19 protein-coding genes are annotated in these 20,831 nt (G+C 43.9%); 16 read left to right on the forward strand and 3 right to left on the reverse strand.

All coding sequences use genetic code 11. The features are described 5' to 3' along the window. The first annotated feature begins 147 nt into the window (after positions 1 to 147). The 7 genes from hmpA to HRQ85_RS05345 all read left to right on the forward strand — a co-directional run bounded on the left by hmpA (position 148) and on the right by HRQ85_RS05345 (position 7,409). On the forward strand, positions 148 to 1,344 hold the full coding sequence (gene hmpA / locus HRQ85_RS05315) for an NO-inducible flavohemoprotein (RefSeq protein ID WP_172378932.1): 1,197 nt from the start codon (positions 148 to 150) through the stop codon (positions 1,342 to 1,344). Positions 1,345 to 1,766: 422 nt separating this feature from the next. Beyond that, positions 1,767 to 2,780, forward strand: coding sequence for a substrate-binding domain-containing protein (locus HRQ85_RS05320; protein WP_172378933.1), 1,014 nt, complete (start codon positions 1,767 to 1,769; stop codon positions 2,778 to 2,780). Positions 2,781 to 2,803: 23 nt separating this feature from the next. Beyond that, positions 2,804 to 3,841, forward strand: coding sequence for an ABC transporter substrate-binding protein (locus HRQ85_RS05325; RefSeq protein WP_172378934.1), 1,038 nt, complete (start codon positions 2,804 to 2,806; stop codon positions 3,839 to 3,841). A gap of 48 nt (positions 3,842 to 3,889) precedes the next feature. Then, positions 3,890 to 4,702, forward strand: a complete 813-nt coding sequence (locus tag HRQ85_RS05330; protein WP_172379346.1) for an ABC transporter permease — start codon at positions 3,890 to 3,892, stop codon at positions 4,700 to 4,702. A gap of 2 nt (positions 4,703 to 4,704) precedes the next feature. After that, positions 4,705 to 5,493 carry an ABC transporter permease gene (locus HRQ85_RS05335; protein WP_172378935.1) on the forward strand — a complete coding sequence of 263 codons (789 nt, stop codon included), beginning with the start codon at positions 4,705 to 4,707 and terminating at the stop codon, positions 5,491 to 5,493. A gap of 13 nt (positions 5,494 to 5,506) precedes the next feature. Then, on the forward strand, positions 5,507 to 6,589 hold the full coding sequence (locus tag HRQ85_RS05340) for an ABC transporter ATP-binding protein (protein WP_172378936.1): 1,083 nt from the start codon (positions 5,507 to 5,509) through the stop codon (positions 6,587 to 6,589). Between the two features lie 4 nt (positions 6,590 to 6,593). Further along, positions 6,594 to 7,409 (forward strand): phosphodiesterase, encoded by an 816-nt coding sequence (locus HRQ85_RS05345; protein ID WP_172378937.1) that lies wholly within the window; start codon positions 6,594 to 6,596, stop codon positions 7,407 to 7,409. A 140-nt stretch (positions 7,410 to 7,549) separates the two neighbouring features. Here HRQ85_RS05345 and HRQ85_RS05350 read toward each other — a convergent pair whose 3' ends face one another. Both HRQ85_RS05350 and clcA read right to left on the reverse strand, forming a co-directional pair. Next, the gene (locus tag HRQ85_RS05350; protein ID WP_050620668.1) at positions 7,550 to 8,530 is read right to left on the reverse strand and encodes a TDT family transporter; all 981 of its coding nucleotides are present in this window, start codon (positions 8,528 to 8,530) and stop codon (positions 7,550 to 7,552) included. Positions 8,531 to 8,736: 206 nt separating this feature from the next. After that, entirely contained in the window at positions 8,737 to 10,143 is a 1,407-nt protein-coding gene (clcA, locus tag HRQ85_RS05355) for a H(+)/Cl(-) exchange transporter ClcA (protein WP_017064484.1), read from the reverse strand. A gap of 552 nt (positions 10,144 to 10,695) precedes the next feature. Between clcA and HRQ85_RS05360 the strand changes: the two genes are divergently transcribed. The 3 genes from HRQ85_RS05360 (at position 10,696) to HRQ85_RS05370 (ending at position 13,935) form a co-directional block, all read left to right on the forward strand. After that, positions 10,696 to 11,679 carry a CobW family GTP-binding protein gene (locus tag HRQ85_RS05360; protein ID WP_172378938.1) on the forward strand — a complete coding sequence of 328 codons (984 nt, stop codon included), beginning with the start codon at positions 10,696 to 10,698 and terminating at the stop codon, positions 11,677 to 11,679. Between the two features lie 182 nt (positions 11,680 to 11,861). Next, the gene (locus HRQ85_RS05365; protein WP_019821956.1) at positions 11,862 to 13,148 is read left to right on the forward strand and encodes a DEAD/DEAH box helicase; all 1,287 of its coding nucleotides are present in this window, start codon (positions 11,862 to 11,864) and stop codon (positions 13,146 to 13,148) included. A gap of 166 nt (positions 13,149 to 13,314) precedes the next feature. Next, a complete protein-coding gene (locus HRQ85_RS05370) occupies positions 13,315 to 13,935 on the forward strand; it encodes a LysE family translocator (RefSeq protein WP_017062631.1) in 621 nt (206 codons plus the stop codon). Between the two features lie 248 nt (positions 13,936 to 14,183). Here the strand turns inward: HRQ85_RS05370 and HRQ85_RS05375 are convergent, their stop codons facing one another. Next, complete coding sequence (locus tag HRQ85_RS05375) at positions 14,184 to 16,211, reverse strand: PhoX family protein (RefSeq protein WP_172378939.1); 2,028 nt, start codon at positions 16,209 to 16,211, stop codon at positions 14,184 to 14,186. Positions 16,212 to 16,466: 255 nt separating this feature from the next. On the opposite strand from HRQ85_RS05375, the gene HRQ85_RS05380 reads away from it, so the two are divergent. The 6 genes from HRQ85_RS05380 to HRQ85_RS05405 all read left to right on the forward strand — a co-directional run bounded on the left by HRQ85_RS05380 (position 16,467) and on the right by HRQ85_RS05405 (position 20,830). Next, positions 16,467 to 16,808, forward strand: coding sequence for a YggL family protein (locus HRQ85_RS05380; RefSeq protein ID WP_048606344.1), 342 nt, complete (start codon positions 16,467 to 16,469; stop codon positions 16,806 to 16,808). Between the two features lie 262 nt (positions 16,809 to 17,070). Continuing rightward, on the forward strand, positions 17,071 to 17,211 hold the full coding sequence (locus HRQ85_RS05385) for a hypothetical protein (protein ID WP_172378940.1): 141 nt from the start codon (positions 17,071 to 17,073) through the stop codon (positions 17,209 to 17,211). Further along, positions 17,204 to 17,887, forward strand: a complete 684-nt coding sequence (locus tag HRQ85_RS05390) for a spondin domain-containing protein (RefSeq protein ID WP_172378941.1) — start codon at positions 17,204 to 17,206, stop codon at positions 17,885 to 17,887. The genes HRQ85_RS05385 and HRQ85_RS05390 overlap by 8 nt, the downstream gene beginning before the upstream one ends. A 9-nt stretch (positions 17,888 to 17,896) precedes the next feature. Continuing rightward, positions 17,897 to 18,577 (forward strand): spondin domain-containing protein, encoded by a 681-nt coding sequence (locus HRQ85_RS05395; protein WP_050644189.1) that lies wholly within the window; start codon positions 17,897 to 17,899, stop codon positions 18,575 to 18,577. 81 nt (positions 18,578 to 18,658) lie between these two features. Continuing rightward, a complete protein-coding gene (locus HRQ85_RS05400) occupies positions 18,659 to 19,390 on the forward strand; it encodes a response regulator transcription factor (protein WP_059020898.1) in 732 nt (243 codons plus the stop codon). A 66-nt stretch (positions 19,391 to 19,456) separates the two neighbouring features. Next, the gene (locus tag HRQ85_RS05405) at positions 19,457 to 20,830 is read left to right on the forward strand and encodes a sensor histidine kinase (RefSeq protein WP_172378942.1); all 1,374 of its coding nucleotides are present in this window, start codon (positions 19,457 to 19,459) and stop codon (positions 20,828 to 20,830) included. The last annotated feature ends 1 nt before the right edge of the window (position 20,831 follow it).

The raw sequence follows: 20,831 nt of genomic DNA on the forward strand, positions 1-20,831 counted from the left end.
GGTTTCGCGATTTTTTGAAATGAAAACGAGTCAAAATAACTCAGTTTCTAAAAATAACTAAGATTTCAGAAAATCGATAAGTCATTCTTATTTTTAAGTAGTCAAAATGACATATAGGTCATAAGGCTCAGTGTTCGGAGTAAATTCATGCTTAACAATGCACATATCGAAATCATCAAATCTACTATCCCTCTACTTGAGAGCGCAGGCCCAGCTTTAACTCAGCACTTTTATCAACGTATGTTCACGCATAACCCTGAGTTGAAAGATATCTTCAATATGACTCACCAAAGAACAGGTCGCCAAGGCGTAGCACTGTTTGAAGCTATCGCGGCATATGCAAAGAACATTGAAAATCTAGCAGCGTTAACAACAGCCGTTGAACGTATTGCTCAGAAACACACAAGCTTTAACATTCAACCAGAGCACTACCAAATTGTTGGTTTACACCTGATTGAAACATTACGTGAACTAGCTGCTGACGCCTTTACTCCAGAAGTGGAAGATGCATGGACAGCCGCTTACCTATTCTTGGCACAAGTATTCATCGATCGTGAAGCTGAACTTTACCTACAGCGTAAGCAAGCTGTTGGTGGTTGGGAAGCGGCACGTGCGTTTATGATTGCAGACAAGATCGAAGAGTCAGCGCTAGTAACTAGCTTTATCCTTCAGCCAAAAGACGGCGGTGAAGTTCTGGATTACACACCAGGTCAATACATCGGTATCGAAGTGAAGCCGGAAGGCTCTCAATACAGCGAGATTCGTCAATACTCACTGTCTGATAAGCCAAACGGCAAGCAATACCGTATTTCTGTTAAACGTGAAGGACAAGGCCAAGAGACACAAGGCGTTGTATCTAACCACCTACACGATACGGTTGCTGTTGGTGATGAGGTTAGCCTATACGCACCAGCGGGTGATTTCATGTATCAAGAGCGCAGCAAGCCAGTAACGCTTATCTCTGCAGGTGTTGGTGTAACGCCAATGCAGTCTATGCTTGAGTTCCTAAACACGGAAGATAAAAACGAGCCAGTGCTTTACCTTCATGCTTGTGAGAACGTAGGCCAACACTCTTTCACGACTCGCGTTAAAGATATTGTTGCCGACAAAGGTTGGGAAGCGAAAACGTGGTACATGAACAAAGACGAATCTGAATGTAAAAACACGCATCAAGGCCAAATGGATTTAGCGTCTATCTCTGATACTAAAGGCTTTGAAGAGAGCGATTTCTACATCTGTGGTCCTGTTGGTTTCATGAAGAACATCGTGGAACAACTAGACGCACTTAACGTTGATCGTTCACGCGTACACTACGAAGTATTCGGCCCTCACGCTAACTTCTAATAGTACTCGAGAGTTCTATTAACACTCGCCTGATCTATTAAAAACCTTGCCTATTCAAAAGGCCTCACAGTGTGAGGCCTTTTTTGGTTTTCGTCCCTTCAAATCGTGTTCGTCATGGCTGTGCAATATGCAATTTAGATTGAGTCGTCGAAATCCCCAATTCTATTTAGTCGAATCGTTTTACTCTGATCTTATGAGCTACATCTTTTATAAATGACTTTTTTCACTCGAAATAAATCATTAGAAAATCCGTGTTATTGAGTGAAACAAATTTGTTTCATAAATCAAAGTGTCGCTATTTGCTTTGAAAGTGCTTTTAACATTGGTTAAAAGTGTAGATATTGCCTGATTTCATTAATAAAACTGTCACACCCGTCATCTAGTCTTGCGTTCATCAATCAACGGATGGCTAGGGACAACGAGTGAATATCAAGGATGTGGCAGTTCTCGCGGGAGTTTCCCCTGCGACAGTCTCTCGATTCGTTAACACTCCAGGATCTGTGGCTTCAGCTACAGCTCAAAAGATCGAGCGTGTCATCGATACGACAGGTTATCGAATAGACAGGAAGTCGCATGCTCTTGAGTTAAATAAAAACCCAACGATTGGCGTATTGATTCCGAGTCTATTGAATCCCGTATTTTCAGAAGTTGTTGCAGGTATTCAGCAGCGCGCACGGCATTTTGGCTACTCGACTATAGTGTTGGACACTCAATATAACAGTGAACAAGAACAACAAGCCGTTATCGATCTGATCCGTCAAAGAGTGGAAGGTGTGATCTTAACGATTGCCGATGTGTCTGATAACGCTGCACTCGAATTACTCCGCAGTTTTAAGTTTCCTTACTGTTTGCTTCACAACCAATCTGTTGAAAACGAACCTTGTGTCTACGTTGATAACTATCAGGCAGGAAAGGATGTTGCGCAGAAAATTCTAGAATATGGCCATATCAAAATAGGAATGATTACAGGGCACTTTGCTTCATCTGACCGTGCAAAAAAACGTTATGAAGGATTCAAACAAGGTCTCTACGAGAAAGGTGTTGAATTAAGCCAGCTTCTTGAAGTCGACCAAAACAAGCTTGTCCCGTTCACTGACTCTGAGATGAGGTTACTAAGTGGTGAGTGTGGTCCTACGGTTTGGTTTTGCAGCAATGATTTGCTCGCTCTGAAAACAATGAATGCGTTGAAGGGTACAGGTAGACGAATCCCACAAGACGTTTCAGTTGTGGGTTTTGATGGTATGGGGCTTGGGCAATTAGTGAGTCCGAATTTGGCTACTGTGGCTGTTCCTCATATTGATATGGGGAAAATGGCCGTCGATATTTTGTTTAATGCAAAAGCAGGCTCAATCGAGCGGTTCGAATTTGCGTTGAAGTATGAATTACAAATGAAGGGATCGCTTGGTGCGGTTCCCGTTATAACCCAATTTAATTAATGGAAAATTCGTTGGAGAACATAATGGCACCACATCAATTACTACGAGTTAAAAAGTCATCAAAAACTAGAAAATTAGCGAGCTTAATTCTTGGTTTTGCTGGCATCGCTTTTCAAGCGCAAGCATCGGACGCGATTTGTTACAACTGTCCACCGGAATGGGCTAACTGGGGAGGGCAGCTTCAGTTAATTAATAAAGAGTTGGGTATTCGAGTTCCTATGGATAATAAGAACTCAGGTCAGTCTTTATCTCAGTTGGTTGCAGAGAAGAATAGCCCAGTTGCAGATGTGGTCTATTACGGTGTTTCTTTTGGTATTAACGCAACAGAACAAGGCGTTGTTGATACATATAAGCCTAAAAATTGGGACCAGATTCCAGAAGGTATGAAAGATCCTGACGGGAACTGGTTTGCTATTCACTCAGGAACGATTGGCTTTTTTGTGAATGTTGATGCTCTTGATGGCGCAGAGGTGCCGACGAGCTGGGAAGATCTGTTAAAGCCTGATTATAGAGGCATGGTTGGGTATTTAGATCCAACGAGTGCTTTTGTTGGTTACGCAAGTGCTGTAGCGGTTAATGAAGCTATGGGGGGCGATACTGATAATTTCAAACCAGCTATTAAGTATTTTCAGCAGTTATCGAAGAATCGTCCAATCGTACCTCGACAAACTTCTTATGCCCGTGTGATTTCTGGAGAGATCCCTATTTTAATCGATTACGACTTCAATGCGTATCGCGCAAAATACAACGACTTTACTAATGCAGCCTTTGTTATTCCCAAGGAAGGCTCGATCGCTGTTCCTTATGTAATGAGTAAAGTGAAGAATGCTCCGAATTCAGAGAATGCTCAGAAGATTTTAGACTTTGTATTGTCTGAAAAAGGTCAGCAGTTATGGGCAGAAGCTTACTTACGCCCGGTAATTGATGGTGTGATGAGCGAAGAGGCGCAAAGTAAGTTCCTCCCAGCTTCAGAGTACGAACGCGTAGGCTCTGTTGATTTCGCAAAAATGTCTGAAAATCAATCTACATTTGCGGATATGTATATTCGAGAAGTGAACTAATAGCCTATCAAAATGTTGGATGGCGGGGTTACACCCGCCAATATCTCTATGAAAAATGATCGTATTTCCTTATTTCTGATTTTGCCAGCCATCACCGTTAGCTGTGCATTTTTCCTATTGCCAGTCGTGCAGTTAATCAAGGTTTCGCTAATAGATGGCGGCGCTATAAGTTACTGGCATATTTTAACCAGATCTATCTACTTAAAAAGTTTGATTTCAACAGTTGGACTGTCTGTTTTAGTAACACTGGTTAGTTTAGCGATAGCGACAATTTCAGGGCTGTTTTTGACTCGTTATGACTTTAAAGGTAAGCAAGTCTTGGTCGCTATGCTGAGCTTTCCACTGGCTTTCCCAGGTGTTGTTATTGGTTTTTTTGTCATCATGCTTTCAGGGCGGCAGGGGCTTTTCGCTCAGCTTGGATTGATGTTGACGGGCGAGCGTTGGATGTTTGCTTATACGATGGCTGGGCTGTTTTTGGGTTATCTATATTTTTCTATTCCACGGGTTGTATTGACCGTAATGGGAACGGCGGAAAAGCTTGATCATAATTTACTTGAAGCCGGTCGCTCCCTAGGTGCAAATCGTTGGCAGGTCTTTAAAGATGTGACACTTCCGGCGCTAACCCCGGGCCTAATTTCTTCGGGTTCGATTTGTTTTGCTACATCTATGGGCGCATTTGGTACCGCGTTTACGTTGGCGACCAATATCAACGTTCTTCCTATGACGATATATACCGAATTTACGCTCAATGCTAATTTCGCAATGGCAGCTGCACTGAGTTTGATTCTCGGCCTAGTGACGTGGTTTTGTTTGGCGTTGGCTAAGCGTCATGGCAACGCATCTGCAGCGATGGGGGGATAATAATGAAAAAAGACAAATACTTTTACATGCAGCTGTTTTTCACATTGACGGTATGTGCATTCTTAATTGTGCCGGTGTTTATGTCGGTGGTCGCTGGTCTTACAAATAATTATTTTGTCGGTGTTAAAAGTGGTTTTACCTTTCGTTGGGTTGAACAAGTATGGGCACTGTATTCAGATACGATTTGGTTAACCCTACAAATAGCCATTGCAACCACGTTAATCAACGTTGTCATAGGCGTACCTTGTGCTTACGTACTTGCGAAGAGTAAAAGTCAATGGGCTTCTATTTTTGATGAGCTGCTTACACTACCCATTGCAATTCCGGGGATGGCAATTTCGTTAGGTTTGATTCTGGCGTATGGAGGATTCACTGACTTCCGTTCAAGTTGGATGTTTATTCTCGTTGGTCATGTGATTTTCACACTGCCTTTCATGGTTAAGTCTGTCCTGTCAATTTTGCAGAGTATTAACTTCCGTGTTCTTGAGGAAGGCGCTGCAAGTCTTGGAGCAACTTTTTGGCAGCGATTTTTTGATGTGATTGTTCCCAACTGCAAGGCTGGCATTGTTGCAGGCATGTTGATGACACTCACTTTGTCTATTGGCGAGTTTAACCTGACATGGATGCTACACACGCCACTGACGAAAACGCTGCCAGTCGGACTTGCTGATTCATATGCTTCTATGCGACTTGAAATAAGTTCTGCGTACACACTTATTTTCCTTTGTTTAATTCTCCCTCTATTGGTCTTGGCTCAAGCGTTGAACAAGAAACCAGTGACAAATAATTAAGATCAAAATCAATATGTTAGAACAACAAAATGGCGTGGAAATTTCGCTAAATAATATTACGAAGACATTCCCAGATGGAACTTTGGCGTTAAAGCCGACAAACCTCAAAATTGAGGCGGGTGAAATCTTAGTTTTGCTTGGTCCGTCAGGGTGCGGCAAAACAACTACATTGCGTATGATTGCAGGCCTAGAGTTTGCTGATGAAAATGGCGGCACGATTGTGTTTGGTGAGCATGATGTTACTTGTTTGCCTATCGAACAGCGTAAAGTTGGGATGGTGTTTCAGTCTTATGCTCTATTCCCTAATATGAATGTTAGCGAAAACATTGCTTATGGGCTTAAGGTTCGTGGAGTCGCTCCGTCTGAGATAACCAGAAAGCTAAAAGAGATGCTTAGCATGTTCGACTTAGAAAAATATGCGAGTCGAAATATCCATCAACTTTCTGGAGGACAGCGTCAGCGTGTTGCTTTAGCACGAGCAATAATCACTGAGCCCGATGTTCTTTTACTTGATGAACCGTTATCTGCATTAGATGCTCTGTTGAAACAAAGGTTACGTGGTGATATCCGAAATCTCTTAAAAAAACTCGGCATTACAGCGGTATATGTCACTCATGATCAAGAAGAGGCAATGGCTATGGGGGATCGCATTGCGGTTTTAGACCATGGAGAAATTGCGCAAATTGGTTCAGCAAAAGATATCTATTTAAAGCCAGTTAACAACTTTGTTGCCGATTTCATTGGTCAAATGAACCGACTTGAAGGGAGTGTGGATGACGGACAACTGATGTTGGATACAGGCAAACAGATTACTTTGTCTGATCAAGTTCTCTCACAGGTATCTATTAATAAAGATATCAGTGTAATGCTAAGACCTGAAGATATTGTGTTAACGCAAGTAACTAATGAAAACAGCGCACTATCTGCAACGGTTACTAGCACTGTATTTCTTGGCGACCGTACGCGCGTAACGTTGTCGGGCTTACAGAAAAACAGAACTCTGATGGTTGATTGTTTTGCTCGAGTTGATTATCAAATTGGTCAAGTTGTCGCTGTCTCATTCGCCCCCGAGCGGCTAATTCTTTTAAAGAAGTAATACTATGTTAATTGCACAACTGACAGACCTGCACATCAAGCAGGGGGGCAAGCAGGCCTATAAGAAAGTTGATACGTTAAAATGTTTACATGATGCTGTAAATCATATTAACGACTTAAGTCCGAGGCCTGATTGTGTAGTGGTTACTGGTGATTTAGGTGACTTTGGTTTGCTCGAAGAGTACCGACTGATTAACGAAGCTCTTGAGAAATTCGAAATGCCGTTATATGTCATTCCTGGTAACCATGACGATAGGCATAATCTGCGTCAAGGGTTGTCGAATCTTGTTTCGTTTGATCACGATGAATATTGTAATTTTGTCGAAGATAGCCATGACGAAGTGCTTATTGGATTAGACTCTTCAGTCCTTGGTAAACCCTATGGATATTTAACTGCGGATACTTTGGAATGGCTTAGTTTGGTCTTAAAGCAATATCGAGATAGGCCAATAATGTTGTTTATCCATCACCCTCCGATGGCCGTAGGCTTGAATCATATGGATGTGCAGAACTTGCAGAATGCTGATGAATTTTACGAAGTCATTAAGCCTTTTAGCAATATTCTGGGTATTTGTGCTGGCCACCTACATCGGCCAATTACGGCAGTTTGGAATTCAATTCCAGTTTGGGTAGGGCCTTCTCATAGTCATTCAGTCACATTAGATCTAAACCCAAAGGCAAATTCGTCTTTTTCATTAGAACCTAAAGCGATACAGCTTCTGAGAATAGCTGAGAGTTCCGTGGTTTCTCATATCAGCTATATAGAAGATAGTGACGGTCCTTATCCATTCTTTGACGAATATGGGGCTTTGATCGATTAAACATTACGGTCGAAAGTTGATTTAGCGCGAACTAATAACGCCATTTGTTACACGTGACAAATGACGTTATTTTTTGAGCTAGGAGCTAGGAGCTAAGTTTTGCTTGCACAGATAAACAACAGAGTTTTATTAAGTAAACGCTAAGAACGTTTAACCTTCTTAGACATGTAATCAGAATCGAAAAACTCAGGCCAGTACATTTTCACGTAACCACCAGCCACCCAAATCACTAAGATGGTGGCGATGGTTAGCTCAAAGAATCCAAACTTGTGCAGCCAGTACCATTGTGGGTATTCCGTGCCGAAAAATGTGGTTAGACGATGCATGGCAATAGCGCTGATCACAGATGGGAAGGTGACGGCAGCAATCGAAGGTTGGAACTTCAAACGCATTAGGCGGATGTAACACAAGTAAATCAATAGTGTCATGGTGATGGCAATGCCAGCCAATGCGCCTGTTAGAATTGGATCTGGGTTATCGAAGTTAACCAAGTAAGCGGCTAAAGATAAGTTAACCGGAGCCGCCATGATAGCGAGTGTTGGTCTTGCTCGGCGAGGAAGATTGCCTTCGAATACCAAGCGGTACAACACCACTGGCAACATAAGGAAATAGATACCAATACAAGTAACCGCAAGTGTTTCTGAAAATACGGTGTGCCCGAACTGTGTGCCAGCTAAGGAGCTGCTGATCAAACCGACCGGATATAGAAACCAACTCGGTACAATGTTCGACATTTTGAAGTTGATGATCTGAAAACTAAAGAACAACACCATCATGGTAAAGTGCAGCAATAGCGCGCAGAACCAAACTGGGTAGGCGATAGCTGGCGATATCTCGGCTAAATAGTCGCACAGAATCAGTAAAGCCATGCTCATTGGTGCCATCAAGCTTCCACTTAACGGGTGGCGAATGTCATTAAGGAAGGTATTAAAGCTCGTTAAATAGCGCAGTAAAACGGGCAGCAATAATAGCGCGCCGAATGAAGCGAGGTAGGGACGAATGATCTCACCAATGCCCGGGATATATAACGCCCAAGCTTGTCCTAACCCAATAACGCCAAGTGCTAAAGATGCCTGAGATGGCGGTACATTTTTTACTTGGGTTAATCTTCTCCAGTTCAACGACTTGCTCCGACTTAGTTAATTACAGAATATTGGACTATTTGCTTTAGTTAGAGCGTGTAGGTCATCCTTCAATAGATTTTGAGGGCACTCAACTAATTTTGAGTGGATGATACCAAGTTTAACGTTTGCTTTTTTGATTTTGATACAGAATCGGGAGATTAAGCACGTTGAATGTGTGCTTTTGTTTTATGAGTCATTTGTAATTAACGCACTTCCTCTTGTTGAGGGAGATCTTGTTGTCTTAGTTTCTCATTTTTCAGCGTACGGTTAAGCAGTTGACTGTAAATTGGCTGCCCACCTAACATTTGAGCAATGATTACCGCGCCTAAGCAAGTGATGATTAACGGCAGGATAAGGTAGTAGTTATTGGTCATTTCAATAACCAATAGTATGCCAGTGATAGGTGCTCGCACGGTGGCGGCAAATAATGCTCCCATGCCAGCAATGGCAAACATACCCGGTTCAATATTCAGTTCAGGAAAGAATGCCGCTGCGATAAGCCCGAACGCATAACCAAAGAGTGTTCCTAGCGCAAGCATTGGTGCAAAGATACCGCCTGGTGCACCAGAGCCGAAACAAAGCAGGGTAGTGAGGACTCGACCTAAGAAAATCAGCAACAACACATTGGCGCTGTAGCTGCCATTCGTGATGTTCGGGATGATACCAATACCACCACCAGTTAATTCAGGTATATAGAGTAGCAACAAGCCAAAACAACCGCCAAGTAGGGTGCCTGTCATCAAGTAGCGTTTACGGTCATTCTTGTGGATCGCCACAAACAGGTCTTGGGAAAGCGTAATCAGCTTATTGAAAATTACACCAAACAGACCGAATAACACACCTAACAATAAGAACAACCAAAGTGCGTCGAGTTCAGGCGGCTGGTACTGAGGCATTGTGATAACGGCAGATTGGCCATTGATAGAACGAAATACAATGTTGGCTGAAACTGCTGAGATGATGACAGCTTTGATTGATATGAGTGAGTAGCGAAACTGTGGTCTCATCTCCTCAACCACAAACATGATTCCTGCCAGTGGTGCGTTAAATGCGGCGGCTAAACCACCAGCGGCGCCTGACGCCAACAGTGAGTGGCGAGTGTCATCGTCTTTGACTCGAAAGATATCAGTGACCATGCGACCGATACTGCCGCCCATTTGAACGGTTGGCCCTTCGCGGCCTAAAACCATACCAGAGCCTAACGCGCCCATACCGCCAAAGAATTTTACGGGTAATACTCTCCACCACCGAACAGGACGCATACCGTCCATTGCCCCTTCGATTTCAGGGATACCTGAACCGGCAGCTTCTGGAGCAAAACGGTGAACGAGAAAGTAACCAATAAAGGCGAATGCAGCACTAATAAGGAAAGCAGCAAGCCAAAGGGGTAGATGGCTACCGATTTCATCTTTAAGCCAATCGGTACGGGTTTCTGTGATGAAATGAACCGCAACTTCGAAATAGGTACCCACAACGCCCGCAAGTACACCCACAATACAAGAAAGAAAGAGAACCGAAGCTGGGGTCTTATCTCTTGAGAGAAATTGATTAATAGCATCCCTTGGCATTTTGGCTAGTAAGGACTGCTTAATTTTCTCTCTTCTGGTCATAGAGATAAGTTTCCTGAATGAGTTAAGGCGGTGTTGCATTAAATTATACGCTTCCTCTGCATATCCTATAGCAACAAAGATGAAAAGTTGAATTTCATTTATGGAATGTACGTGTTACATAAATGGAATCTATGGCCAATAGTGGAATCACCGTCACAATTTTGATCGATTCTCTGGCGGCGGCTTGAATATCCCCAAAAATGAACCATAGTTAAATCGTAAAGCAACATAACGAACCGCAAGGAGAAGTGAGGTTTTACACACAATTTGGATGGATTCAGAAACAAAGTTTTAGTTCCTCGTTAAATGTTCAGGTCGATATTTAAGGCTTCCTGATTCGCGAACTCACGATTGAGTAACGAGGGTGAGGCGTACTGAGTAAGTACGCCTTTAGTTCGTCTGGAGCATCCCATTTCCACATTCCGCTTCTACTGCTTTATCTCTTCTGATTATTGTCGCGCCAACCTCTATTAACGAATCTCAGTATAAACAATCGATTGGGGTCAACTTTTTGGTGATTGAGTATATACTCCCTTAAAAAGGAGAACTGATATGACTAAAAAAGTTCCTACGAACATCATTACGGGTTTCTTGGGTGTTGGTAAAACGACAGCCATCTTGAACCTGCTAAAAAATAAACCTGAGAATGAAAACTGGGCTGTTCTGGTTAATGAGTTCGGGGAAATCGGTATTGACGGTGCATTGATGACAGATCAAGGCGCTTTGATTAAAGAAGTGCCGGGTGGCTGCATGTGTTGTACTGCGGGCGTGCCTATGTCGGTAGGTATTAATGCCTTACTTCGCCAAAAACCAGACCGTTTATTGATTGAGCCGACAGGGCTTGGTCACCCCAAACAAGTGATTGCGACACTGACTTCCGATCAGTACACACCTTATGTTGATTTAAAAGCGACGCTTGGTTTGGTTGACCCACGAAATCTGTCTAATGAAAAGTACACCTCGAATCAGAATTTTAATGATCAACTAAATAGTGCAGATGTGATTCTTGGTACTAAGGTTGACCTTGTTCATTCTGAAGATATCGATGTGTTTAACGATTGGGTGACGGATCAAACGCCGGCAAAAGTCTTCCACAAGCTAATCCATGACGGTGAAGTGCCATTGGAAGTGTTAGACATTGAAAGAGTATACGGCAGTGCTTCCTCTCATATTGAAGCACATCATCACGATCACGCTGAACAAGAGCCTCAATTCCAACTTCCTCCCGGTGAAGCTTTCATCCGAAAAGAGAATAAAGGACAGGGCTATTTCAGTTGTGGTTGGCTGTTTGGCGCAGAGCATAAGTTCGACTTCGATGCGCTATTCTCAATGTTGTCGGATCTAACGGCTGAACGTGTAAAAGCCGTCGTGAACACCGACCAAGGTTGCTACGCATTCAATGTGGCGAATCAAGTTGTGTCTGTGAACGAAATTACGCTTGATGGTTTTGAATCTCGATTGGAAGTGATCGACTCTCAGCTCATGCCGTGGGGCGACCTCGAGCAGATTCTTCTCGAGCTGTGTGGTATCAAATAGCCCTGTTTTTGCTGTTTGAACCAAGGATATTGGTGTTTACCTCGTTGAAGGCGGGATAAACACCAGATTAAATGAGAAAGTTTGCGTTATATCACGATAAATGTGAGATAAATCACTCTAATTACTTTATAGTGCTCGGCTGAAATAAGAATGTAGGCTGTCTGCTTAAGGAACCCGTAACAATGTCATTTTCCTCTCAAGGTTTTGCTCCTGAATTAGTCAAAGCGTTGACTGAGTGTGGTTATGAAAAACTCACTCCAATTCAACAAAAAGCGATTCCAATGGCTCGTAAAGGCCATGATATTTTTGCTACTGCTCAAACCGGTACGGGTAAAACAGCGGCATTTTCATTGCCTGTTATCCAACACCTTTTGAACAGCGGTAAAAAAGCGTCTAGAGGAACGGCTCGTGGCCTTATTCTTGCTCCAACTCGTGAGCTTGCTGCGCAGATCGCTCAAAACATTAAAGACTACGTTAAATACACGGATCTAAGCGTTTCTGCGGTTTACGGTGGTAACAAGATGTCTTCACAAGTTCGTCAACTAGAACTGGGTGTGGATATTTTGGTTGCAACACCTGGACGTTTAGAAGAGCACTTAGAAGCGGGTAACGTGTCTATTGCTAACCTAGAATTCCTAGTATTTGATGAAGCTGACCGTATCCTTGATATGGGCTTTATCAATGCCGTTCGTAAGATCATGTTGGATGTAGAAACATCACCGCAAATCATGATGTTCTCTGCAACGACTTCTACTCAGTTAAACCAACTGTCTGTTGATATTCTGCGTAAACCAAAACGTATTAGTGTTGAGCGCGAAAACTCAACGGCTGCTACTGTCGGTCACGTGGTTTACCCAGTGGATCAAGAACGTAAAACTGAACTGCTTTCTGAGCTTATCGGCCGTAAAAACTGGCGCCAAGTACTTGTGTTCGTGAACTACAAAGAAACAGCGAATGATGTGGTTAAAGAGCTTAAGCTTGACGGTATTAAAGCGGTACTTTGTCACGGTGATAAAGCGCAAAGCGCTCGTCGTCGTGCTTTGGATGATTTCAAAGAAGGCAGAGCTCGTGTGATGGTAGCAACCGACGTTGCGGCTCGTGGTCTTGATATCGAAGACTTACCACACGTAATTAACTACGACATGCCTTTCCTAGCGGAAGATTACGTCCACCGTATTGGTCGTACAGGCCGTGCTGGTAAACAAGGTCACGCAATCTCTTTCGTTAACCGCGAAGAAGAGCTGACTGTTGTTCAAGTTGAAAAACTGATTCAACAACGTATTCGCCGTGTTGAACAACCGGGTTATGAACCGAAGAAACGTGATGCTTACATCGAGAAGCTGAACACTAAATCGGCTTACAAAAACCGTCAGGGTCGTAAGAACAACGCGAACGAAGAGCCACAAGATCAAGCAAGCGCTGAACGTCGTTTAACTATGATGAAGCGAATTAAAAACCGTCGTAAGTAAAATTACGGTTGGTAATGAAAAAGAGCCACTGTTATGTGGCTCTTTTTGTTTGTATTGATCGCAATATTGTTTATTGTCATTACTGCTTCGTTTCAACCTCGCTTCATTTCAAGCCCGATCAAGAAACAAGAACTATTAAATAAAAATAAGTCGATAAGGTAATAATATGGATAGCGCACTACTTTGGGCTTTTATTCCCACGTTTTTCTTCGTGTCAATCACGCCCGGGATGTGTATGACTTTGGCGTTGACGCTAGGCATGAGTGTTGGATACAAGCGTACATTATGGATGATGATCGGTGAATTGGCTGGTGTCGCTGTGGTTTCTATTGCAGCGGTATTGGGTATCGCTTCTATCATGTTGAACTACCCATGGCTATTTACAGGCTTTAAGTTTGTTGGTGCGGGTTACCTGTTTTATTTAGGCGTTCAGATGTGGCGTTCGAGAGGCAAACTGGCGATCAGTACTGACAACCAAACAACAAAAGTCAGCAACGATTGGGATTTGGTGGTTCAGGGTTTTGTCACTGCAATTGCGAATCCAAAAGGCTGGGCATTTATGATTTCTCTGCTACCTCCCTTTATTAACAGCAATAAAGACTTAGCACCGCAGTTACTCATTCTCGTGTCGATCATTCTGGTTTCTGAGTTTGTTTGCATGACCTTATACGCGACAGGCGGAAAGAGCTTAAAGCATATGCTGGGCAAAGCAGATAACGTTAAGTTGATGAACCGCATTGCAGGTACGTTGATGATGGGCGTTGGTGTTTGGTTATTCGTGAGTTAATTCTTGTTAGTCTACAACGAGAAGAGATCCCCGACTCAGTCGTTCCTCCCTCTCGAGGATGACGACGGATGCTTTGAGGTGAAGAGCAGTTTGCCAAGCCACTGATTCTTTGTTGAATCAAAGAATGAATAGAATATAAAAAGAGCGATAGGGCATTTGGCCTTATCGCTCTTTTTCGTTGTAAAGTCTTTAGAGTTAGCCGTTTTGAATTACTATTGTTATAAAAGAGACTAGCTTTAAAGCTCCGATTAAACCGCGATTTCACCGCCGTCTTCACGACGAATCACAACCGTAGATGCTCTTGGACGAACATTGCCTTGAGTTTGTGCTGTTGCATCTTCAGACGATGGCCAGTTTGCTGGGTGTTGAATGTTCACAAACAGTGACTTGAAATCTGGGCTAATAGTAAAGCCAGTTACTTCACAACCGTTTGGACCCACAAAGAAGCGCTTAAGCTGTGCTTGGTTGTTTGCATCAATCACCGCGCTGTTGCCGCTGTCATCCGTTAACTGAGATGGAACCACTGCCAGCATTTGGTCATTGGTGTAGCCAGTTACTTCGTCTGCGCCATTATCTGTCTGAATCCACAAGATGCCACGAGCATCAAACGCTAAGCCGTCAGGGCTCGCGAATTGGTTCATGTCTGTGAGACCAGAGCGGTTAATAGATTTGTCTTCCACTGCTGGAGAGCCAAATACGAAGATATCCCAATCGAAATCGCCTGCCGTTTTGCCTTCATCCCAACGGATAACATGACCGAACTTGTTGTCTACGCGAGGGTTCGCAGAGTTCGCTTCTTTACGCTTGTTGTTATTAGTCAGCGTTAGGTAAGCTGTACCTGTCATTGGGTCAACAGAGCACCATTCAGGGCGATCCATTGGCGTTGCACCAACAAGGTCGGCTGCACCTGCAGTATTGATGATAAGCGCTGCTTGAGAATCAAATGAATCACCTAGCTTGCCGCCGTTTGTAGTCTTGCTGCTCAACGTTAGTGGTAGCCAAGTACCTGAACCATCATCGTTGAACTTAGCCACATACAGTGTGCCTTTGTCCATGTACTTGTCACCCGCACTTAGACGATTGCTTGGAGCTGCGTCACGTGGGTCCCATTTCTCTTCAGAAACGAATTTGTACAGGTATTCAAAGCGAGAATCGTGACCAGAGTAGAATACGATTGGCTCGCCTTCGGTCAACTGACCAAACGTACAGCCTTCGTGACGGAAACAACCCAGTGCAGAACGTTTTTTAGCGCGAGAGTTTGCTGTGTATGGGTCGATTTCAACAATGTAGCCGTGACCGTGTGCTTCGTTACGGTAATCGTCCATTGCTGACTCACCTGTTGGTGTCACATCAAAGCGTGCAAACTCGTCTAAGCGTTCTTGTTTGTTACCTGAAAGTGTGTCCCAACCGTAACGTGTTTTGTCGGTTGCGATACCAATACGCTCTTGTGCTGGCGTTGTCTCGCCTTTGTTAACGAAATAACCCGGCCAGTTTTCTTCACACGTTAGGTAAGTGCCCCATGGCGTGTAGCCATTACCACAGTTGTTCAACGTACCACGAGCTTGGCTGCCGTCTTGTGAGAATTTGGTTTTGGTAAATTCACTGTGAGCAACAGGACCAGACAGATCCATTACGGTCGCGCCCGTGTAGCGGCGGTTCAGAGGATCGTTATCGACCATCACCCATTGGTTGCCTTCAAGTTTTACACGAACCACACTGACGCCATGCGCGTTGATCTCTTTGCGAACTTCATCAAGGCTAGGGCGGTTGCCTTCATCGTATGTCGGACCATTAGTGTGCAGTGCTTTTTGGTCGATGTATTCGTGATTGATCACCAACAAGCCGTCGTTGCTATTGCCATTAAGCGGGAAGAAGTGCATGCCGTCGTGGTGCATGCCCAGTGAGTTTGCTTGATCTTGTGCGTTGTTGGTGCCGTCTTTTAACCAAGCCTTGCCTTGCTTGTTAAGTGGAGTACCCCAAGGAACCAATACTTGTGCTGTATAGCCTTTTGGCACAACGACACTGTCTGTCAATGAGCCTTTAACCGATTCAAATGCAAGTGTAGCAGTGCTTTTTTGCGGTGCGCCAGATGATGCTGTTGCAGCGTGTGCTGTGCTGTGGCCTGCTAAACCAAAAGCACCAAATGCAGTCATTGCACTGATGCCTAAACCGCCTTTGAGAACATTTCTTCTTGAAAGGTTCGCATCTAAAACTTCTTCGAAGGGTTTGTTTTTGCTCTTGTTAAAACGAGTGCTATCAAATGTTTCCTTGCTCATCTCGACTGCTTCCTATTGGCTGATTTTATTAATTCGTTATTCATGACTAACCTAGTTACTAACTAATTGGTTAATAAGTTGGGTCAATGTGTGACTAATCGTGAAGCAGTTAAGTGACAGATTTTTATAGATTTGATTAAGGTTTTGTTTCTGTAGCACGAATTTTGCCATTAACACTCTCGTGCAATACAAAACTCTTGGGGATTAGGGGAGAACTGTGTATAAATGCTTTATCAAACGAAAAGAGAGACAGTTATGAAATTAGATAAAATCGAAAACAAAAATCGCCGCCTACGCAAAAAGCTATACCTAGGTGAATTCGCGATTCTGGGTTTTGAAGTAAGCTGCAAGACTTCGATTGCTGATTTTGACCAATACGATGTGTTCATTGACGAGTTCATTGATTTCATCGACAGCATCGGTCTGTGCTTTGGTGGCGGCGGCCTTGAGCTGTTTGAAGGTTTCTTATGCTCAATTGAGCGCTACCGTTCAGTAACAGAAGCAGAACAACTGCAAGTTGCACAATGGCTTGAAGCTCGTGCTGAAGTAAGCAAAGTGGAAGTTAGCGAACTGATTGACGCAAACTACGCGTTCTAAATTGATGTTGTACGGTTAGCTTTGCTTTGAGGTCTACACGGCTTTTAGAACGAGTAACAATACACAAAAATAGAGGCCGAATCGGTAAATCGATTCGGCCTTTTTGCGTTTAATTCGCTCCATTTCTATTCTTTACTTTCTTTTCTATCCATTCTACGTAAATAATTAATCAATAACTTTTGTTTAAATATGAGCACCTTATCTCTACTTTTATTGGCAGTAATAAGTTTGGATAAACTTGTGATAGTTTTATGAGAATTCAATGAAGTTGCTGATAGATTTGATCGCCATTCTTAGAGTCAACAACACCACAGTTCGTTCTGGCAAAGGTAACGGTATATCGCTGTTATTCGTTTTGTTGGTAACGATAGGACTCGATAAAGGATGGAATCAAAATGAATAAACGTACTCAAATCAGCTTAGTGATCAGCTCGGCTATGCTGGCCTTCGGAGCGGCTCAAGTTCAGGCTGCTGAGCTTAAAATCACTGTCACTAATGCAACGAAAGGGATCTACTTTACACCTATCTTAGCGGCGGCTCATGACTCAAGCCTGTTCATGTTTAGAACGGGTGAAACGGCTTCTGCGGAACTAGAATCCATGGCCGAAGGTGGCGATATTTCAGGTTTATCTGGTGTCATTGCTAACGCGGGAGGCGTGGTAGTTGAGAATCCAGCCGCCGGAATCCTCAATCCGGGCGTCGCAACGACGTTTGATATCAGTACTGGCGATTTAGAGTACCTATCATTGGGTGCCATGCTACTGCCGACTAACGACGGCTTTGTTGGTCTAGATAGCTGGAAAATCCCAACTCAAGCGGGCACTTACAAAGCGACTCTAAATGGTTATGACGCAGGCACAGAAGCCAATGATGAGCTGGCGGGCAGCATGCCGAACCCTCCATTCATTACCTTTGGCGCTGGTGGCTCTGGTGTAGAAACGGCAGTATCAAACGCTAAGGTTCATATTCATCCGGGTAACATTGGTGATAGTGACGCGGTGGGCGGCATCAGTGACCTCGATAACAGTAGTCATCGTTGGTTAAACCCTGTTGCAACTATCACTATTGTTGTGAAGTAAGGGGGATATATGAAAGCTAGAATTCTATTTATCGCTGCATCAGTAGCTGTGTTAGCGGGTTGTCCGGACGATGACGACGATTACTATCGCTATGATGTGAGTGTTACTAACCTCACTCCTAATCAACCAATGTCACCACTCGCGGTGTTGACTCACAATACGAACTTTGACCTGTTCGAAGTTGGGCAAAGTGCCTCTGTCGATCTTGAATACTTGGCGGAAGGTGGCAGTAATGCACAATTGCTTGCGCTCAGTGACAGTGACGCCAATGTTTATCAAGGTATCTCAGGCAATGGACTGATTCTTTCAGGTGAGCAAGACACGGTCTCTATTCGTGTCGACCCAAATCAAGAAGGGTATATCTCTGTCGCTTCAATGTTGGTGAACACCAATGATGCGTTTGTCGGCGAATCCGGTTTATCGCTCAAATCCTTGGCGGTGGGTGAAACCTTTACCATGAACATGAATGTTTGGGATTCGGGAACTGAGCTGAACGATGAGCTTGCTGCAACGATTCCGGGACCAGCAGGCGGTGGTGAAGGTTTTAATACCACACGAGACGACACCGATGTAGTGAGTTTCCACTCTGGCGTAATCAGCCAAGATGACGGCCTTACGACTTCTACTTTAAGTGCAAATCATCGTTTCCTTAACCCCGGTGCAAGAATCACCATTACTCGAACTGAGTAACAGGTTGAAAGCATGATGAAAGAATTCCTGCTCTGTTCCGGTCAATTGAAAGGTGGGCAGACTCAGAATAGAGCAGGGAACATGAATAGTGCTGCGGTAAATTTGATGGCAAACATATTGTTGGTTGAAGACGATGATGACTTGGCTGAACTGGTGCAGATGCATCTTAAGTTCCAAGGGCATAACGTAATCAGAGCTAATGAGATTGAAAAGGCTCAGGCGCTCTATAAAGAGGGTCATTTCGATTTGATCGTACTGGATCGTGGCTTACCAGACGGTGATGGACTCGATTTCTGTCGAATGTTGCGTCAGCAAGAGGATTGGACGCCAGTACTCATGCTAACCGCAAGAGATGCTGAGCTAGATAAGGTTTCAGGCTTAGAAGCCGGTGTTGATGACTACATAACGAAACCTTTCAGCGTTCTAGAATTTCAAGCAAGAGTAAGGAACGTGCTTCGCCGTTTAAGTCATGTCGAATCAGCGACTCAAGAGGTTGTGACAGCAGAATCGATTATGAATTTTGGTGGGCTCACTATTCAACCTGAACGGCATCAAGTGTCACTCAATAACCAAGACGTACCGCTGACTGCTACCGAGTTTACCTTACTTCATTTCTTAGCAACCCGTCCGGGACGTGTGTATAGCAAAGACGAGCTGCTTGATCATGTTTGGAATACTCATCACTCTGGCTATCACCATACCGTGTGTAGCACAGTCAACCGTCTAAGAACCAAGCTTGCGATGCCGAATAGTGATGATGATTTCATTAAAACCGTTTGGGGTGTTGGCTATAAGTTTGAGTCAAAAGCTTAAGCCTATGTGTCGCGTCCCAAGCTTACTTAAAGGCCAGTAAGACTCAAGCGCCACCGAGGAGATAACATGAGTTTCAAATCGCGTTTAGTGTTGTTCACCAGTTTGTGGTTTCTGCTCGTGAGTGTGGTGATTGCTTACACCTATCATTGGCAAAAAGAGACCATAGAACAAAGAACTAAGCAGAGCTTACACAAAGAGCTCGCGGTTCATATGCGCGATGATAATCCTCTGATGATTGGTACCGACTACAACCCTAAAGCGCTCAAATCCATTTTCCACACCTTGATGTTGATAGGGCCAGATTTTGATATCTATTTCCTCGACAGTCAGGGCAAGATTACGACTCATGCTGCGCCAGAAGGCACTGTGTTAGCCAACCAGATAGACTTAGCGCCCATTCAACAGTTTTTAAACGACGAGCCTTATCCCATTCTGGGGGAAGATCCGATCAATCCGGGGGCTCGTAAGGTGTTTTCCGTAGCAGCGATTGAAGAGCTAGGTTCGACCGTTGGCTATCTGTACGTTTTGATTGGCAGTAATCGCCACACCGTGATTGCCAATTCGCAGGTCGACACGCCATACATCGCGCTAGCGGGGCTCATGCTGATCTCTATCTTAGGTTTTGCGGTTGGGGCTTATCTGTTGGTCAAACGTAGCCTGTTAAACCCAATAGAAGCAGTAACCAACAAGTTGCAACAGCAAGCAGAGCAAGATTTTCGATTGGATCCGAACTTTATTCATCAAGTACCAGAATTGGTGCCGATTGCACGCTCGTATCAGTTGATGGCGAAGCACATTCAACAGCAGTTTTTGCAACTTGAATATCAGTCATCACACCGCAGACAAAGCTTATTACAGCTCAGTCATGATTTGAAAACGCCATTGTCGAGTGTGTTGGGTTATCTGGAAACGTGGAAGATTCAAAACCCGCAATTAGACCCGTTAATTGACGTTGCTTATCGTAATGGCAACAAGTTGTCTGAACAACTCCATTCGCTGCTAGATAGCGCCAAGAATGATAACCCGGTACCCACATATCAATACGCTTCAATCGATTTCAATGGGCTGATGAGCGAATGCTTAGAAACGATACAAAGCCAATATCGCCATAAAAATGTTGAGTTGAACGTTAATATGCCTAATGGAATCAAGGCTGTGGGTGACAGTGATCTGCTTGAGAGGTTGATTTTGAATCTGTTAGATAATGCATTGAGGCATAGCCCAAGTGGAACCGTGGTGTCGCTAGATGTTGATTTTGAAGCGGATTCAAAACGGGTGAAGGTGGTGATTCATAATGAGGTTGAACAGGAAGCGCCGAATGGCTCGTTAGGTATCGGCACTAAAATCGCGCAGTCGATACTGATGTTACATCACAGTGTGCTAGAAACAACAAAGGCAGAGAACTCCTTCCAGCAAAGTTTTTACTTGCCTTCGGTATAGC

Origin of the sequence: Vibrio sp. Vb339, assembly GCF_902751245.1 — a bacterium.
GTDB classification, from domain to species: domain Bacteria; phylum Pseudomonadota; class Gammaproteobacteria; order Enterobacterales; family Vibrionaceae; genus Vibrio; species Vibrio coralliirubri.

Coding starts and splice junctions, on each gene's coding strand:
- hmpA (WP_172378932.1), top strand. CDS start 148: ATGCTTAACAATGCACATATCGAAATCATCAAATCTACTATCCCTCTA.
- HRQ85_RS05325 (WP_172378934.1), top strand. CDS start 2,804: ATGGCACCACATCAATTACTACGAGTTAAAAAGTCATCAAAAACTAGA.
- HRQ85_RS05330 (WP_172379346.1), top strand. CDS start 3,890: ATGAAAAATGATCGTATTTCCTTATTTCTGATTTTGCCAGCCATCACC.
- HRQ85_RS05335 (WP_172378935.1), top strand. CDS start 4,705: ATGAAAAAAGACAAATACTTTTACATGCAGCTGTTTTTCACATTGACG.
- HRQ85_RS05340 (WP_172378936.1), top strand. CDS start 5,507: ATGTTAGAACAACAAAATGGCGTGGAAATTTCGCTAAATAATATTACG.
- HRQ85_RS05345 (WP_172378937.1), top strand. CDS start 6,594: ATGTTAATTGCACAACTGACAGACCTGCACATCAAGCAGGGGGGCAAG.
- clcA (WP_017064484.1), bottom strand. CDS start 10,143: ATGACCAGAAGAGAGAAAATTAAGCAGTCCTTACTAGCCAAAATGCCA.
- HRQ85_RS05360 (WP_172378938.1), top strand. CDS start 10,696: ATGACTAAAAAAGTTCCTACGAACATCATTACGGGTTTCTTGGGTGTT.
- HRQ85_RS05365 (WP_019821956.1), top strand. CDS start 11,862: ATGTCATTTTCCTCTCAAGGTTTTGCTCCTGAATTAGTCAAAGCGTTG.
- HRQ85_RS05370 (WP_017062631.1), top strand. CDS start 13,315: ATGGATAGCGCACTACTTTGGGCTTTTATTCCCACGTTTTTCTTCGTG.
- HRQ85_RS05375 (WP_172378939.1), bottom strand. CDS start 16,211: ATGAGCAAGGAAACATTTGATAGCACTCGTTTTAACAAGAGCAAAAAC.
- HRQ85_RS05380 (WP_048606344.1), top strand. CDS start 16,467: ATGAAATTAGATAAAATCGAAAACAAAAATCGCCGCCTACGCAAAAAG.
- HRQ85_RS05385 (WP_172378940.1), top strand. CDS start 17,071: ATGAAGTTGCTGATAGATTTGATCGCCATTCTTAGAGTCAACAACACC.
- HRQ85_RS05390 (WP_172378941.1), top strand. CDS start 17,204: ATGAATAAACGTACTCAAATCAGCTTAGTGATCAGCTCGGCTATGCTG.
- HRQ85_RS05395 (WP_050644189.1), top strand. CDS start 17,897: ATGAAAGCTAGAATTCTATTTATCGCTGCATCAGTAGCTGTGTTAGCG.
- HRQ85_RS05400 (WP_059020898.1), top strand. CDS start 18,659: ATGAATAGTGCTGCGGTAAATTTGATGGCAAACATATTGTTGGTTGAA.
- HRQ85_RS05405 (WP_172378942.1), top strand. CDS start 19,457: ATGAGTTTCAAATCGCGTTTAGTGTTGTTCACCAGTTTGTGGTTTCTG.